Source organism: Sphingomonas faeni (assembly GCF_003053745.1).
GTDB classification, from domain to species: Bacteria; Pseudomonadota; Alphaproteobacteria; order Sphingomonadales; family Sphingomonadaceae; genus Sphingomonas; species Sphingomonas faeni.
In genome coordinates this window covers 285,297-300,328 of record NZ_QAYE01000006.1, presented here as the reverse complement: position 1 = coordinate 300,328, position 15,032 = coordinate 285,297, and the positions used below count along the sequence as shown (strand labels likewise).

Sequence of the window (15,032 nt, the reverse complement as noted above, 5' to 3'; positions counted from 1 at the left end):
GTCAGGCCGACGCGAGCGCGAAATCCTTGAACCGTTCGCGAAGGGCGGTCTTGAGCAACTTGCCCGTCGCGGTGTGCGGCAGATCGTCGACGAACACGATCGCGTCGGGGAGCCACCATTTGGCGACGTGCTTGGCCAGGTGTTCGCGGATCTCGGTTTCTCCGACGTCGCTGCCGGGTTTGCGGACTACCAGCAACAGCGGGCGCTCGTCCCATTTCGGATGGTGGATGCCGATCGCCGCCGCCTCCGCGACGCCGGGGCAACCTACGGCGGCGTTCTCGAGATCGACCGAGCTGATCCATTCGCCGCCGGACTTGATGACGTCCTTCGAGCGGTCGGTGATCTGCATCGTGCCATCGACGTGAAGCATTGCCACGTCGCCGGTGTCGAACCAGCCGTCCGCGTCGACCGCATCCTCGTCGGCGCCGAAATAGCGCTGGACCACCCAGGGGCCGCGGACCTGCAACCTGCCGGCGACCTTGCCGTCGCGGGCTAGCACCGTGCCTTCGTCGTCGATGATGCGGAGTTCTATGCCGAACGGGACGCTGCCCTGCTTGCCGACGAGGTCCAGCTTCTCCTCGTGGCTCATGTCGTCCCAGTGCGGGGGCGCGAAGCCGGCGGTGCCGATCGGCGAGGTCTCGGTCATGCCCCAGAGGTGCTTGACGGTCGCGCCCATTCCCATGATCCGCTCGATCATCGCGCGCGGCGCGGCCGAGCCGCCGATCGTGACCAGTCGCAGGTGCGCGGGCGCGTCACCGGTCGCGTCCATGTGGCCGAACATGGCGAGCCAGACGGTCGGCACGCCGGCGGAGTGCGTCACCTTTTCGTCGTTCATCAGGCGGCACAGCACGGCCGGATCGTTGACCGCGGAGTAAACGACTTTCGCCCCCGATAGTGCGCAGGCGAACGGCAGGCCCCAGGCGGCGGCGTGGAACATCGGCACGACCGGGAGCACGACCGCGTTGGGGGAAAGATCGAACACCCACGGCGCGACTTCGGCCATCGCGTGGATCAGCGTCGAGCGGTGCGTATAGAGCACACCCTTCGGATTGCCGGTGGTGCCGCTGGTGTAGCAGAGCATGCACGGCTCGCGCTCGGGGCCCTCAATCCACTCATAGTCGCCGTCCTCGGCGTCGAGGAGCGCCTGGAAGCCGTCAGGTCCCAGGTCATCGAAGCAGATGTAGTGGCTAATGCTGCCCCACTGCCCCCGCAGGCGATCGACCAGCGGCTGGAACGCCTTGTCGTAGAGCATTACGCGGTCTTCGGCGTGGTTGGCGATATAGACGAGCTGTTCGTCGAACAGGCGCGGGTTGATCGTGTGGATCACGCCGCCCATACCGATCGTGCCGTACCAGGCGACGAGGTGATGCGCGTGGTTCATCGCCAGCGTCGCGACCCGGTCGCCGGGCGCTACGCCTAATTTTTCGAGCGCTTGAGCCAGTTTGCGCGCGTCGCGCGCGATGCCGGCCCAGTTGGTGCGGGTCTCGCGACCGTCGGCCCAGTAGCTGACGAGTTCCCTCGCGCCATGCTCTCTCGCCGCGTGGTCTATCAGGCGGGGAACACGAAGCTCGAAATCCTGCATTCCACCGAGCATTCATGCTCTCCCAAGCTGTTAACCGACCAGAGCGAGCCTCGTTTCCGAGGTCTTCATCTCCACCTTGGCGACACCGTGCAACGACTCGATGTGCTCGACAAGCTCTCCGTCGAGCAGGAAGTCGCGACCCAGCAGGATGCAGACTTCGCCATCGGGCAATTGCGCGCGGACGCGAACCTCGCCACGCGCGCCGCGGTGTTCGGCAAGCAGTGAGGCAAGGCCTGCGAACGCGGTCATCTCGGAGATCGTCACGACCACCTGGAAACGCGCGAGGTTGGCGAGGCCTTCGAAGGGCTGGATGCGCTTGATGCTGACGCGCGGCGTATCCTCGCCAGGCTTGCGGTCGAGCTCGACGGTGATGAGGCCGCAGCCGCCGGCCTTGGCCGCCTCTTCCAGGTCCTTCGAGACCTGGTCGTCGAAGCAGGTCGCCATGAACTGACCGCTGGCGTCGGAGCATTGCGCCATCATGAAACGCTTGCCGCGTGCGGAGGTGCGATAGCGCGCGTCTTCGACCAGCACCGCCATCGTCGCGCCGGCGCGGCTGCCGTCGTCGGGGATGTTGAGCTCGGACAGTGCGGTATAGGCGCGGGCGCCGTGGCTGACCGCGATGTGGCGATGCCGATCGACCGGGTGCGCGGAGAAATAGAAGCCGAACGCCTCCTTCTCCTGATCCATGCGCTGGCTGAGCGTCCAGCGGACCGAGGGGGGGAGCTTGATCGCGTCGCCGGCGGGTTCCGCATCACCGAACAGGCCGCCCTGCCCGCTGGTCTTCTGTTCGTGCGTGCGCGCGGCAATCGCGAGGATCGTCTCGGCGGTGGCGTGGATGCCGGCGCGGTTCTGGTCGATGCCGTCGAACGCGCCCGCGGCGGCGAGCGTCTCGAGCTGGCGCTTGTTGAGCAGGCGCGGGTCGACTCGCTTGGCGAGATCGTCGAGGCCCGCGAACGGGCCGTTCTGGACGCGCTCGACGATGAGCTTCTCCATCGCGCCTTCGCCTACGCTCTTCAACGCGCCGAGGGCGTAGCGGACGGCGAGGTTGTTATCCTCGACGTCGGGCAGGACCTCGACATCGAACTCGGCCTGGCTCGCGTTGATGCACGGCGGCAACGCGGTGATCCCGAGACGGCGCATGTCATCGGTGAAGATCGCCAGCTTGTCGGTCTGGTGCAAATCGTAGCACATCGAGGCGGCGAAGAATTCGTGCGGGTGGTGCGCCTTCAACCACGCGGTCTGGTAGGCGAGCAGCGCGTAGGCGGCGGCGTGACTTTTGTTGAAGCCGTAGCCGGCGAACTTGTCGATCAAGTCGAACAGTGCGTTCGCCTCGGCCTTCTTGATGCCGTTGACGCTCAGGCAACCCTCGACGAACCCCGCGCGCTGCGCGTCCATCTCGGCCTTCACCTTCTTGCCCATCGCGCGGCGCAGCAGATCGGCGCCGCCGAGCGAGAAGCCGGCAAGGACCTGCGCGGCCTGCATGACCTGCTCCTGGTAGACGAAGATGCCGTAGGTTTCCGACAGGATCGGTTCGAGCAGCGGGTGCGGATAGTCGATCGCCTCGGTGCCGTTCTTGCGGCGGCCGAACGACGGGATGTTGTCCATCGGGCCCGGTCGATACAGCGACACGAGCGCGATGATGTCGCCGAAATTGGACGGGCGGACCGCGGACAGCGTGCGGCGCATGCCTTCGGATTCGAGCTGGAACACGCCGACGGTGTCGCCCTTTTGCAGGAGCGCGTAGACGCCCGCATCGTCCCATTCGAGCGCCTCGAGATCAACCGTTACGCCGCGCTTGGCGAGCAGTTGCACCGCCTTCTGCAACACCGACAGCGTCTTCAGCCCGAGGAAATCGAACTTCACGAGGCCGGCACCCTCGACATATTTCATGTCGAACTGCGTGACGGGCATGTCGGAGCGCGGATCGCGGTAGAGGGGCACGAGCTGCGCCAAGGGCCGGTCGCCGATTACCACGCCAGCGGCGTGCGTCGACGAGTGGCGTGGCAGGCCCTCCAGCTTCATCGCCAGGTCGAGCAGCTTCCGCACACCGTTGTCGTTGGCGTATTCCTTCGCCAGTTCGCCGACGCCGTTCAGCGCGCGCTCCAACGTCCAGGGATCGGTCGGGTGGTTGGGAACCAGTTTCGCGAGACGATCGATCTGGCCGTAGCTCATCTGCAGCACGCGGCCGGTGTCCTTGAGCACCGCGCGGGCCTTCAGTTTCCCGAAGGTGATGATCTGCGCGACCTGATCGCGACCGTATTTCTCCTGGACGTAGCGGATCACCTCGACGCGGCGGGTTTCGCAGAAATCGATGTCGAAATCGGGCATCGACACGCGTTCCGGATTCAGGAAGCGCTCGAACAGCAGGCCGAGCTTGATCGGATCGAGATCGGTGATCGTCAGCGACCATGCGACGACCGAGCCCGCGCCCGAACCACGACCCGGGCCAACCGGGATGTCGTGGTCCTTCGCCCATTTGATGAAGTCGGCGACGATCAGGAAATAGCCGGGAAAGCCCATCTGGACGATCACGTCGACCTCGAACGCGAGCCGCTTGCGGTACACGTCGCGCCAGCCGTCCTCGCCTTCGCCGTGAAGTTCGGTGATCCGGGCGAGGCGCGCTTCGAGGCCAGCTTCGGCGTCGTCGCGGAGCAGCTTGGCCTCGCCCTCGATATCGCCGGCGAGGCTGGGGAGGATCGGTTTGCGATACGGCGCCATCACCGCGCAGCGCTGTGCGACGACGAGCGTGTTGGCGATCGCCTCGGGCAGGTCGGCGAACATCTCGTGCATGACCTTCGCCGGTTTCATCCACGCTTCGGGGCAGCTGCGGATGCGGTCCTCGGTCTCGACATAGGTCGAGTGCGCGATGCAGAGCATGGCGTCGTGCGCGTCGCCGAATGCGCTCTCGGTAAAGCAGCACGGGTTGGTCGCGACCAGGGGCAGGTTGCGCTCGTAGGCGATGTCGATGAGGTCGGCTTCGGCCGCCGTTTCGATCGCGTCGTTGCGGCGCGAGAGTTCGATGTAGAGGCGGTCGCCGAACAGGCCTTGCAGGCGGTCGAGATACGCGCGGGCGCGGTCGGGCTGGCCTTCCGCGAACAGCCGGGCGAGACCGCCTTCGCCACCAGCTGTCAGCGCGATCAAGCCGTCGGTGTGGCGTTCGAGCGCGGCGAAATCGACGTGCGCGGGCATCTCGATCGGGCGACCGAGATGCGCCATCGAGACGAGCGCGCAGAGATTGTCGTAGCCGGTCATGTTCTGCGCGTAGAGCGCGAGCCAGTCGAACTGCGTCGCGACGCCGTCGGGCATGTCGGGGCGGCCGACGCCGAGCATGACGCCGATGATCGGCTGGACGCCGTCCTTCTTGGCAGCATCCGAATAGGCCATCGCGGCGTAGAGCCCGTTGCGATCGGTCAGGGCGGCGGCGGGGAAGCCCAGCGCGCGCGCCTGCTTGGCGATCGCTTTCGGATCGATGGCGCCGTCGAGCATGGTGTAGCAGGAGAAAACGCGGAGGGGGACGTAACCGGAATGCATCGACCGGAGGTAGGCGCTGCGGCGTGATTCGACCAGCCGGGATGAGTCCAGTCGGAACCGCGGACACGACGAGCCGTTGCGGCGGGGACTTCTGGGAGCATTCTTCATGACCGATCCACGCGGGCGTTTTGCCGATACCGAAACCACGGCTGCGGGTACGCCGCGTGCAGGCGCTGGCTGGGGGTGGATCCTGGCGTATGGCGTGTTGTCGGTGGTGCTTGGGATCATGGCGTTCGCGTCGCCGTTCTCCGCGACCTATGCCGCGACTCTGGTGATCGGGGCGTTCCTCATTGCGGCCGGGATCGTTTCGATCGTGTCGGGTTTTGCCGGCAAGGGGCATGAGGGGCGCGGCTATGCGATTGGCTTTGGGCTGGTGTCGCTGGTGATCGGGCTGATCATGGCGTTCGAGCCTGCGACGGGGGCCATATCGCTGACGTTGTTGATTGCGGTTTGGCTTGGTGTGCGTGGGGCGCTGGAGATCGGGCTTGGGGCACGGTTTCGGCGCGGCAAGGGGCTGATGATTGCGCTGGGGGTGGTGAATATATTGCTGGCGGTGATCGTGCTGGCGACGTTGCCTTGGTCGGCGTTGACGTTGCCTGGGTATGTTTTGTGGATCAGTTTCTTGTTTGGTGGGGTGACTTCGGTTGCTTCCGCGCTGGCGCATAAGAAGGGCGCGCCCGCTTTCTCGGTGTGACCCGTTAGAATGTTCTCCCGCGAAGGCGGGAGTCCAGTCTGGGCCCCCGCCTTCGGGGGGGAACAAGCTTCTTTTGAATTTTGCCGCCACCTCACCAAATACGCCACCCCGGCGAAGGCCGGGGCCCAATTGGAGAGGTTGCAGTAATGGAGCGCAGCGGTCTTCGCTGCCGTCCCCCAATTGGGCCCCGGCCTTCGCCGGGGTGGTAGTGAAAGTGCGGGGTGGTAGGTCGAGGCGCTAGAGCAGCTTCTCGATATCCTTGCGGATGTCTTCGGGCTTGGTGGTCGGCGCATAGCGATCCACCACAACCCCATCGCGACCAACCAGGAACTTGGTGAAGTTCCACTTGATCGCCTTCGACCCCAGCACGCCCGGCGCGTCGGACTTCAGCCGCTCGAACAGCGGGTCCGCCCCTGCCCCGTTGACGTCGACCTTTGCGAAGACCGGGAACGTCACGTCGTAGGTCAGCGTGCAGAAATTGGCGATCTCGGCTGCATCCCCCGGCTCCTGCCCGCCGAACTGGTTGCAAGGGAACGCCAGCACTTCGAAACCCCGATCGGCATAATCGCGATGTAGCGCTTCGAGGCCGGCATATTGTGGGGTGAAGCCGCATTTTGAGGCGGTGTTGACGATCAACAGCACCTTGCCGCGGTGGGGTTCGAGCGAAGTCGCTGTGCCGTCGGCGTTCTTTACGGTGAAGTCGGTGATCGCGGTCATGGGCGGTCCTCGTTTCGGGCCAGCAGATACGCCAGGTTCTGACGCACGCCGGGCCATTCGTGGCGCAGGATGCTGTAGACCACCGTGTCGCGCAAGCGGCTGTCGGCCATCACCTGGTGCCCGCGGAGCACACCGTCGCGCTTGGCGCCCAAGCGTTCGATCGCGCGCTGGGAGTTCTTGTTGAGTGAATCGGTGCGGATCTGGACGCATTCGCAGCCGAGGGCATCGAAGGCGTGGTTCAGCAGCATCAGCTTGGCCTCGGTGTTTACGCCGGTACGCTGTACGGATTTGGCGTAGAAGGTACCGCCGATCTCGAGCCGCTTGTTGCCCTCGTTCATCCGCATGAAGCGCGTGGTGCCGACGACGGTCCCGCCAGCCACCACTGCAAACAGTCGCGCCCGTCCGAAGTCCTGCTCGCGCAGCGCCGCCGCGAGCCAGCGGTCGGGTGCCTTCATCATCGCAACGTTGGCGTAGAACGTGTCCCACAAATTGTCCGCCGACGCCGCCGCGACGAGCGAGTCCATGTCGTTGGCGACCAAAGGGCGGAGCGTGACGTGACGCCCGGTAAGCGTCGGCGTCTCGCCCCAGGTCACGCCAGCCGCCCCTCATGCAGCCGCAGCACGCGGTCCATGCGGGCCGCGAGCCGCTCGTTGTGGGTGGCCACCACCGCCGCCGTGCCCTGTTCGCGGACCAAGCGGATGAACTCGGCGAAGACGATGTCGGCGGTATGCTCGTCGAGGTTGCCGGTCGGCTCGTCCGCCAGCACCAGCGCGGGCTTATTGGCGAGCGCACGGGCGACCGCGACGCGCTGTTGCTCGCCGCCGGAGAGCTGGCTCGGGCGGTGCGTCAGGCGGTGTCCAAGACCGAGCTGGGTCAGCAATTCCGCTGCCCGCCGGTCCGCCTCGACCCGCGTCGCGCCGTGGACGAGCTGCGGGAGGACGACGTTCTCGGTGGCGTTGAAGTCCGGCAGAAGGTGGTGGAACTGGTAGACGAAGCCGAGGCTGTCGCGACGCACCACGGTCCGCTCATGCGCGTTGAGCTTGGCCGCCTCGGTGCCGGCGATCCTGATCGATCCCTGGAAGCCACCCTCGAGCAGACCCACGGCTTGCAACAGCGTCGACTTGCCCGAGCCCGATGGCCCGAGCAGCGCGACGATCTCGCCCGGTGCGATCGCGAGGTCGACACCGCGGAGGACGTCGATCGTCGCGCCGCCCTGCGTGAAGCTCTTGGTCAGCCCGCTGGTCTGGAGGACGTAATCGTCGAACTTCTCGATCTGACGATCGATTTTGAGGCCTTCATTCATAACGCAGCACCTGCACGGGGTCGGTACTCGCCGCTTTCCAGGCCGGATAGAGCGTCGCGAGGAAGCTGAAAACGAGCGCCATCAGCGCGATCACGACGATCTCGACGGGGTCGGTCTTCGATGGGAGTTCGGTCAGATAGCGGATCGACGGATCCCACAGGTTCTGGCCGGTGAGGAGCTGGACGAAGTTCACGACGCCCTGTCGGTAGAACAGGAAGATGAAGCCGAGCACGAGGCCCGCGACCGTCCCGAGCGCGCCGATGGTGGTGCCGACGACGATGAAGATCCGCATCATCGAGCCACGCGTCGCGCCCATCGTTCGCAGGATCGCGATGTCGCGGGTCTTGGCGCGGACCAGCATGATCAGCGACGAGAGGATGTTGAACACCGCGACCAGGATGATGATCGACAGCACGGTGAACATCGCGACGCGCTCGACCGCCAGTGCCTCGAACAGCTGCGCGTTCATCGTCCGCCAGTCGGCGATCACCGCGTTGCCACCGATCTTGTCGGCGAGCGGCTTGAGGATCTCGCCGACGCGGTCCGCATCGACCGTCTTCAGCTCGACCATGCCGGCCGCGTCGCCCATCAGGAGCAGCGTCTGCGCGTCCTCGATCGGCATGATGATGTACGCCTTGTCGTAATCATAGACACCGATCTCGAAGATAGCGCCGACCGTGTAGCTGACGATCCGCGGCACGGTGCCGAACGGCGTCGTCTGGCCTTGCGGGCTGAACAGCGAGATTTCCGAGCCGACCTGCGCCCCGAGCGATTCGGCGAGGCGTGAGCCGATCGCGATCCGGCCGCTGCCCTGCGTAATCGACTGGAGCGAGCCCATGATCACCTTGTTGCTGATCGTCGAATTGCGGCGGATGTCCTCGACGCGCATGCCGCGGACCAGCACCGCCTCGGCACGGCCGTTATAGGTGGCGGCGAGCGGCTGTTCGATCAGTGGCAGCGCGCTGGTGACGCCCGGCGTCTTCTGCGCCTGGGCGACGATCTCGCGCCAGTCGGGGAGCCGGTTGCCGACGCCCTGCACCACCGCATGGCCGTTGAGCCCGACGATCTTGTCGAACAGCTCGGCGCGAAAGCCGTTCATCACGCTCATCACGATCACCAGCGCGGCGACGCCGAGCATGACCGCGACCAGGCTGATCGAGGCGACGAGGAAGATGAACGCCTCGCCCTTGCCCGGCAGCAGATAGCGGCGGGCTATCATCCGTTCGTAGCGGGACAGGATCATGGGCGGCCAGGTTCGATCGTTAGGGATAGAGTGCAGCGGCTCTAGGACGCGGCCCGTTGCGAGGCAACTGCCGGGCCGGTTCTAAGGCCGGTGCGTGGCGGTGTGCCCGGCGTGCGGCACCCCCTCGTGCAGGGCCGGGTTAGTCCCGATCCGGAAGTGTCTAGATTGGTCTGTTGCGTAATCGCCACAGGCGCAGTTCAATCGTGAGCCGCCCCGCGCAAAGACCGTGACAAAATCTACGGACATAACTAGCAACAAACTCGCTGAGACACAGGCAACGGCCGTGGTTCGGGGACTGCTTTTCCGCTCCGTCGCAAGACGAGATGCGAGAGCAAAAAAATGGGGGCTGACGAGCGATCGTCACGCAGGCGCCCGGATCGGCAACGGTCCGGGCGTTTGCTTGTCCGGCATAGTTCACCGCAGCGATCTATACTTTGAACCATCTTCGTTTGCTGCCTGCCCTATGCCGTCGAGCCAATAACGACAGCCTTTGGGGAGGATCGATATTCAGCTTGAGGCGCGCCGGTCCTAAAACCACTCAGTCACCCCGGACTCGTTCCGGGGCCCACCGTTCCGCAAGCTAAATTCTATCGATTTTGCGGCACCGTGGATGCCGGAACCAGTCCGGCATGACAGGAAGAGCGCTGACCTAGCGCCTCAAGCCGAATGTCGATCCGTCCAAGTTCCTATCCGGTGGACGTCGCCGGGATGCCCAACGGCATCCCAGCCGTCAGCGGGTCCGGCGCTTCGTCAGCCGTGACGCCGCACCATTTTCCTCCGCGTTGAGCTTGCACCAGCGTTCGAAGCGGTCCGGTGCCAGCGTCCCCGCCGCGATCGCCGCCTGAATCGCGCATCCCGGCTCGACGCCGTGCGAACAATCGGCGAACCGGCACTCCTGCGCGAGCAGCGCGATATCGTCGAACACCTCGGCCAGCCCGGTCGCGGCCTCCGACAATTGCAGTTCGCGCATACCGGGAAGGTCAAGCAGCCAGCCGCTCTGGTCGAGCCGGTGCATCTCGCGCACCGTCGTCGTGTGACGGCCGGTACCGTCCTTGACCCGCACCGCCTGCGTCCCGATGCTGTCCGATCCCCGCAACGCGTTGACGAGCGTGGATTTGCCGACGCCGGACGAACCGAGGAACGCGACGGTCTTGCCGGGGCCGCACCATGCCGCCAACCGCTTGACGTCCGCCCGGTCGCGCCCGTCGACGGTTTCGACGAGCAATCCCGGTTCGATCGCGCGCGCCGCGGCGGCGAACTCCTCGGGCGTGTCGGTCAGGTCGGCCTTGGTAAGGACGACGACCGGGGGCACCCCCACCTCGCGCGCCAGCACGAGATAGCGCTCGAGCCGGGCGATGCTGAAATCTTGGTTGCACGATGCGACGATGAAGACGGTGTCGACATTGGCGGCGATCATCTGATCTTTCCGCGGATCGGCCGGCGAGCGTCGCTTGAACAGGTTCATGCGGCGGAGGACGCGCGTCGCCTCCTGCGTGCGATCGTCGATCAGCAGCCAGTCGCCGACCGTCGGGTGATCGTCCTCGGGCTGCGCGCCTGCGATATAGGGCGAGACGAAACCGTCCGATTTGGCGCCGGACACCGCGATCTTGCCGCGGTGCACCGCCATCACGCGGACAGGGTGGCCGTGGAGACGCTCGTCCTCGGTCAGCTGGTCCGCAAAATGCGCAGTCCAGCCAAGGTCTGCCAGAGTCTGGTCGGTCGATATCATAGGCTTGGTGCGGCATCCTTCTCGACGACGCGGCGGCGGTCGTACCGCCCATCGTCTAGGCCGCGACGGAGGGCATTGCCATCGCCGTATGCACGCGCGACCGCGCAATGGCGGTGCGCCTGGCGGCGAATGTCCGGTGGTGTAGGGAATAAATGGCGGAGAGGGTGGGATTCGAACCCACGGTACCCTCGCGGGTACGCCGCATTTCGAGTGCGGTACGTTCGACCACTCTGCCACCTCTCCGCAGGTCACCCGAGATGCTGCGAACAGCGCCTCCGATCGGTCGAAGCGCGGCCTCTAATGAAAGGGCCCCAGCGATGCAAGAGGGTTTTGAGCGCTCCGGGCGCCGCTCGACGCGTTTTCCTTGTGCGGCGCAAAACAAACCCTAAATTGGCCGATATGCCCCGACACGACAGTATCGCTCACGACATCACCCGCCCGATCGTGCCCACCGAGGTGGTCGCACCGCCGATCTCGCACGCGAATTTCTCGATCGGCGACGTCGTGCGGCACCGGCTGTTCGACTTTCGCGGGGTGATCTTCGACGTCGACCCGGTGTTTGCGAACAGCGACGAATGGTATGCGGCGATCCCCGAGGATATTCGGCCGCGGAAGGACCAGCCGTTCTACCATCTGCTCGCGGAGAACATGGAGTCGAGTTACGTCGCATATGTGAGCCAGCAGAATCTGGTGCCGGACGACAGCGACGAGCCGGTCGACCATCCGGCGATCGATGGGCTGTTCAGTGACTATGCGGATGGGCGGTACGCGCTGCGGCAGGTTCATCGGCACTAAGGGCGAATCGCTTTGATCCAGTGAAGTTTGTTCTCCCGCGAAGACGGGCGTCCAATCTGGGCCCCGCCTTTGCGGGGAAAATCTTGTGCAGTTGTGGTGGACGACCCTACGCGCCTCCTCTTTCCCGCCCCTTCGCGGTTGACAACTCTCCCCCCCTCGCTTAGCTGCCCGGCTTCTTCCGGCGGACCCTGCGTTCGTGGGATACACGTATTTGGAAAGTGACAAGGGCCATGTTCGCAGTCGTGCGCACGGGCGGCAAGCAGTATCGCGTCGCCGCCGGAGATAAGATCGTCATCGAGAAGATCGAGGGCGATGCAGGTGCGTCGGTGACGCTGGGTGACGTTCTGCTGGCGGGCGAAGGCTCCGAGCTGCGGTCCGTCGAGGGCTTCGTCGTCGCTGCAGAGATCATCGCGCAGGCGAAGGCGGACAAGGTCATCGTCTTCAAGAAGCGTCGTCGTCATAACTATCGTCGTAAGAACGGCCATCGCCAGCAGCATACGATCCTGAAGATCGTGTCCGTGGGTGGCCAGACCGCCAAGCAGACCGAGGCTGATGCCCCGGCCGCTCAGGCATAAGGAGTAGCTTCAGATGGCACATAAGAAAGCAGGCGGCTCTTCGCGCAACGGTCGTGATTCGGCCGGTCGTCGCCTCGGCGTCAAGAAGTTCGGTGGCCAGGCGTGCGTCGCTGGCAACATTCTCGTGCGTCAGCGCGGGACGAAGTTCTACCCGGGCACGAACGTCGGCATCGGTACCGACCACACGCTGTTCTCGCTGGTCGATGGCCGCGTCGTGTTCAGCCAGGGCAAACTTGGTCGCAAGTTCTGCTCGGTCGAGCTGGCAGCGAACGATACTGCCGACATGGCAGCAGCAGCCGAATAACATCGGGTAACCATCCGGGTTGCCCACCAGGGTGACCCGGGTCGCGAAAGCGAACCTGAACAAGGGAGACGGGTCACCCCGGCTCCCTTTTTTATTGCTCCCTCCACGCGGCTGTCGCGGTCCCGTCATCCCGACGTGGCATGCGCGCAGCCAATGACGCGATAGGAGAGAGCCGTGTTCGCGCGCACCAAGAGACTGACATTACGGCCAGGTTGGCCGGAAGATGCGCCTGCACTGGCGCGGGCGATCGGCCATGAGTCGGTGGTCGCCAAGCTGGCGCGGGCGCCTTGGCCCTATGCGCTGGGGGATGCCGAGGCGTTCCTGGCGCAGCCGCGGGGGCCGCACGATCCGCATTTCATGATCGAAACGATGGAGGCGGGCACGCCGCGACTCGTCGGCGGGATCGGTATCCGCGCGGCGGATGCGGGGCATGAACTGGGCTATTGGCTGGCACCGGACGCCTGGGGTCGCGGCTATGCGACCGAGGCTGGCGAGGCGGTGGTGGCGATGGCGCGGCATGCGCTGGGGCTGCACCGGCTGGATGCATTTCACTTTGTCGATAACCCGGCGTCGGGGCGAGTGCTGGCGAAGCTCGGGTTTCGGCCTACGGGGCGGGTCGAGCCGCGGACTTCGCGGGGGCGTGGGGGCGAGGCGCCTGCGGTGATGTTCGAGCTGGATCTGGATGACGATCGATGTGCGCCAATGCCTTTGGCGGCGTGAGTCGCAGCACCGTCGCCGCACAATCGCACACCACCCCGGCGAAGGCCGGGGCCCAATTGGAAAGGTCGCAGTAACGGAGCGATGTACTCCGTTAGCAACGTTCCCCAATTGGGCCCCGGCCTTCGCCGGGGTGGTGCCTCAGTAGAGGCTCAGCCCTAGCCGCTCCCCCGCGCAGGCGGGGGTCCAGGGTCGCGGGCGGTGGCGTTTGGTATCCTGGGCTCCCGCCTTCGCGGGAGAACTAGGACGTAAGTAGGAAGCCTGGAGTCCGAGGCTCAAGCCACTGCAACCGCCCGCTTGGCAACAGGCAGCACCGCCGCCTCATACTCGCTCTCCGCCAAGCCGATCAGCGCGCGGTCGTCATGCTTCCACGGGTGGAACCCCGGCAGGAAATACGCCGCCCAGACGCCGGCGATCTTACGCGCCATTCCCGGATTACCGAACGCGTACCACGCCATCCGCGCCCACACCTTCGGTCCGGTCAGCCCGTCCTGCCGCAACAGTTCCGCCATCCCCCGTGCGCGTCCGGTGAAGAACCGCCACGTCGTGATCAGCATCACCAGCGACTTCACCCGCCAGCGCGTAAACCGCGGCCAGTCCCTCGTTGCGTGCAGCCAGGTGTCGTAGGCGACGCCCTTGTGCTCAATCTCCTCGGCCGCATGCCAGAGCCAGAGCGCCGCCGCCTGCTGGTCCCCGCCCGCGAGGTGTTTCGGATTCGCGATCAGTTCGTGCGCCAGCATCGCAGTGAAATGCTCGAGCGCGGTGGTGGCGGCGAGGCTCGCGATCTCCGGACGCCCCTTGGTCAGTGCCAGCGCCGCGTCGACATCGACGATCAGCGGCGCGACGTCATACCCCTGGTCGGTGACGTGGCGGTTGAACGCGACGTGCTCGCGGGTGTGGATCACCTCCTGCTTGATGAAGGCGTTGATCTCCGCGTGAAGCTTGGGCGGCGTGCCCTCGCGAAACTTCCGCACGCTGTCGACGAAATACCCCTCGCCCTTCGGAAACGTCACCGACAGCGCGTTGTAGAACGCGGTCGCTACGGCATCGTCGTTCAGCCACCAGCGGCGAATCGCGGCACCGCGGCCGAACCGGCGGTCGCGCGGGGTGATCGTCAGATCGGCAGGCGTGGTTGCTTTCGCCACGGAAACCTCCAAACAGGAATGAACACTCGTTACTTACATTGATGTAAATAGGTTTCCCGGTCCGTGACGTCAACACCGCGCAAGCGACTCTCCCCCACCGAATCGCGTGAAGCCGCCGTCGAGGCTGCGCGGACCCTGCTTGTTGAGAGCGGCCCCAGCGCCGTCACGTTGAAGGCGGTCGCAGGCCGCGTCGGCCGCACGCACGCCAATCTACTCCACCATTTCGGCTCGGCGGAGGCGCTGCATACCGCGCTGATCACGCGGATGGCGGCGGATATCGTCGGCACTATAGGTGCAGCGGTTCTGCGCGTGCGGGCAGGCGAACTCGACCCGCGCGAGGTGGTGGAGATGACCTTCGACGCGTTCGGCAAGGGCGGCGCGGGCGCGCTGGCGAGTTGGATGATCCTGTCGGGCAATACCAATGCGCTCGACCCGATCCTGACCGCGATCCATGACCTGGTCGACGAGCTGGCGGAGGGCGACATGCCCGGCGACCAGCCGATCCAGGAACAGACGTTGACGCTGGTGTTGATGGCGCTCGGCGATGCGCTGATGGGAGCGCCGATGGCGCGCGCGCTCGGGTTGCCGGTCGGCAAGGCGCGCGAACTCGCGCTCGATGCGTTGCTCGCCAGCAAGGACGCGGCTGCCCCTGCCCGCTGCTGAGCGTATCGGTTCGGGGGGCGAATCGCGACCCGAA

At 65.5% G+C, this 15,032-nt stretch carries 14 protein-coding genes and 1 tRNA gene; 6 read left to right on the top strand and 9 right to left on the bottom strand.

Going from position 1 to position 15,032, the window contains the following annotated elements; genetic code table 11:
• Position 1 precedes the first annotated feature (1 nt).
• Positions 2–1,594 (bottom strand): long-chain fatty acid--CoA ligase, encoded by a 1,593-nt coding sequence (locus C8J25_RS12955; protein WP_107954776.1) that lies wholly within the window; start codon positions 1,592–1,594, stop codon positions 2–4.
• An 18-nt stretch (positions 1,595–1,612) separates the two neighbouring features.
• The gene (dnaE, locus tag C8J25_RS12950; RefSeq protein ID WP_107954775.1) at positions 1,613–5,113 is read right to left on the bottom strand and encodes a DNA polymerase III subunit alpha; all 3,501 of its coding nucleotides are present in this window, start codon (positions 5,111–5,113) and stop codon (positions 1,613–1,615) included.
• Positions 5,114–5,219: 106 nt separating this feature from the next.
• Here dnaE and C8J25_RS12945 point away from each other — a divergent pair, with 106 nt between their 5' ends.
• Positions 5,220–5,807: an HdeD family acid-resistance protein gene (locus C8J25_RS12945; RefSeq protein ID WP_107954774.1), complete on the top strand. Its 588-nt coding sequence runs from the start codon at positions 5,220–5,222 to the stop codon at positions 5,805–5,807.
• Positions 5,808–6,044: 237 nt separating this feature from the next.
• Here C8J25_RS12945 and C8J25_RS12940 read toward each other — a convergent pair whose 3' ends face one another.
• From C8J25_RS12940 to C8J25_RS12915, 6 genes are all read right to left on the bottom strand, one after another.
• Complete coding sequence (locus C8J25_RS12940) at positions 6,045–6,524, bottom strand: glutathione peroxidase (protein ID WP_107954773.1); 480 nt, start codon at positions 6,522–6,524, stop codon at positions 6,045–6,047.
• The gene (locus C8J25_RS12935; RefSeq protein WP_107954772.1) at positions 6,521–7,117 is read right to left on the bottom strand and encodes a GNAT family N-acetyltransferase; all 597 of its coding nucleotides are present in this window, start codon (positions 7,115–7,117) and stop codon (positions 6,521–6,523) included. Before C8J25_RS12935 ends, C8J25_RS12940 begins: the two co-directional genes overlap by 4 nt.
• The gene (locus tag C8J25_RS12930; protein WP_093399625.1) at positions 7,114–7,827 is read right to left on the bottom strand and encodes an ABC transporter ATP-binding protein; all 714 of its coding nucleotides are present in this window, start codon (positions 7,825–7,827) and stop codon (positions 7,114–7,116) included. The genes C8J25_RS12935 and C8J25_RS12930 overlap by 4 nt, the downstream gene beginning before the upstream one ends.
• Entirely contained in the window at positions 7,820–9,070 is a 1,251-nt protein-coding gene (locus C8J25_RS12925) for a lipoprotein-releasing ABC transporter permease subunit (protein WP_107954771.1), read from the bottom strand. Before C8J25_RS12925 ends, C8J25_RS12930 begins: the two co-directional genes overlap by 8 nt.
• A 730-nt stretch (positions 9,071–9,800) precedes the next feature.
• A complete protein-coding gene (gene rsgA, locus C8J25_RS12920) occupies positions 9,801–10,799 on the bottom strand; it encodes a ribosome small subunit-dependent GTPase A (RefSeq protein WP_107954770.1) in 999 nt (332 codons plus the stop codon).
• A 153-nt stretch (positions 10,800–10,952) separates the two neighbouring features.
• Positions 10,953–11,042 (bottom strand) — tRNA-Ser (locus tag C8J25_RS12915).
• 156 nt (positions 11,043–11,198) lie between these two features.
• Here C8J25_RS12915 and hspQ point away from each other — a divergent pair.
• From hspQ to C8J25_RS12895, 4 genes are all read left to right on the top strand, one after another.
• Positions 11,199–11,594 carry a heat shock protein HspQ gene (gene hspQ, locus C8J25_RS12910; protein ID WP_107954824.1) on the top strand — a complete coding sequence of 132 codons (396 nt, stop codon included), beginning with the start codon at positions 11,199–11,201 and terminating at the stop codon, positions 11,592–11,594.
• A 230-nt stretch (positions 11,595–11,824) separates the two neighbouring features.
• Positions 11,825–12,169, top strand: a complete 345-nt coding sequence (rplU, locus tag C8J25_RS12905; protein ID WP_056065957.1) for a 50S ribosomal protein L21 — start codon at positions 11,825–11,827, stop codon at positions 12,167–12,169.
• Between the two features lie 13 nt (positions 12,170–12,182).
• Entirely contained in the window at positions 12,183–12,473 is a 291-nt protein-coding gene (gene rpmA, locus C8J25_RS12900) for a 50S ribosomal protein L27 (protein WP_107954769.1), read from the top strand.
• 174 nt (positions 12,474–12,647) lie between these two features.
• Positions 12,648–13,193: a GNAT family N-acetyltransferase gene (locus C8J25_RS12895; RefSeq protein ID WP_244187067.1), complete on the top strand. Its 546-nt coding sequence runs from the start codon at positions 12,648–12,650 to the stop codon at positions 13,191–13,193.
• A 272-nt stretch (positions 13,194–13,465) separates the two neighbouring features.
• Here C8J25_RS12895 and C8J25_RS12890 read toward each other — a convergent pair whose 3' ends face one another.
• Entirely contained in the window at positions 13,466–14,335 is an 870-nt protein-coding gene (locus tag C8J25_RS12890; protein WP_107954768.1) for a metal-dependent hydrolase, read from the bottom strand.
• Between the two features lie 63 nt (positions 14,336–14,398).
• On the opposite strand from C8J25_RS12890, the gene C8J25_RS12885 reads away from it, so the two are divergent.
• Positions 14,399–14,998, top strand: coding sequence for a TetR/AcrR family transcriptional regulator (locus C8J25_RS12885; RefSeq protein ID WP_056065951.1), 600 nt, complete (start codon positions 14,399–14,401; stop codon positions 14,996–14,998).
• Positions 14,999–15,032 lie beyond the last annotated feature (34 nt).

Excerpts from the sequence above, each read along its gene's own strand:
- C8J25_RS12955 (WP_107954776.1), bottom strand. The coding sequence starts at position 1,594 with ATGCTCGGTGGAATGCAGGATTTCGAGCTTCGTGTTCCCCGCCTGATA.
- dnaE (WP_107954775.1), bottom strand. The coding sequence starts at position 5,113 with ATGCATTCCGGTTACGTCCCCCTCCGCGTTTTCTCCTGCTACACCATG.
- C8J25_RS12945 (WP_107954774.1), top strand. The coding sequence starts at position 5,220 with ATGACCGATCCACGCGGGCGTTTTGCCGATACCGAAACCACGGCTGCG.
- C8J25_RS12940 (WP_107954773.1), bottom strand. The coding sequence starts at position 6,524 with ATGACCGCGATCACCGACTTCACCGTAAAGAACGCCGACGGCACAGCG.
- C8J25_RS12930 (WP_093399625.1), bottom strand. The coding sequence starts at position 7,827 with ATGAATGAAGGCCTCAAAATCGATCGTCAGATCGAGAAGTTCGACGAT.
- C8J25_RS12925 (WP_107954771.1), bottom strand. The coding sequence starts at position 9,070 with ATGATCCTGTCCCGCTACGAACGGATGATAGCCCGCCGCTATCTGCTG.
- rsgA (WP_107954770.1), bottom strand. The coding sequence starts at position 10,799 with ATGATATCGACCGACCAGACTCTGGCAGACCTTGGCTGGACTGCGCAT.
- hspQ (WP_107954824.1), top strand. The coding sequence starts at position 11,199 with ATGCCCCGACACGACAGTATCGCTCACGACATCACCCGCCCGATCGTG.
- rplU (WP_056065957.1), top strand. The coding sequence starts at position 11,825 with ATGTTCGCAGTCGTGCGCACGGGCGGCAAGCAGTATCGCGTCGCCGCC.
- rpmA (WP_107954769.1), top strand. The coding sequence starts at position 12,183 with ATGGCACATAAGAAAGCAGGCGGCTCTTCGCGCAACGGTCGTGATTCG.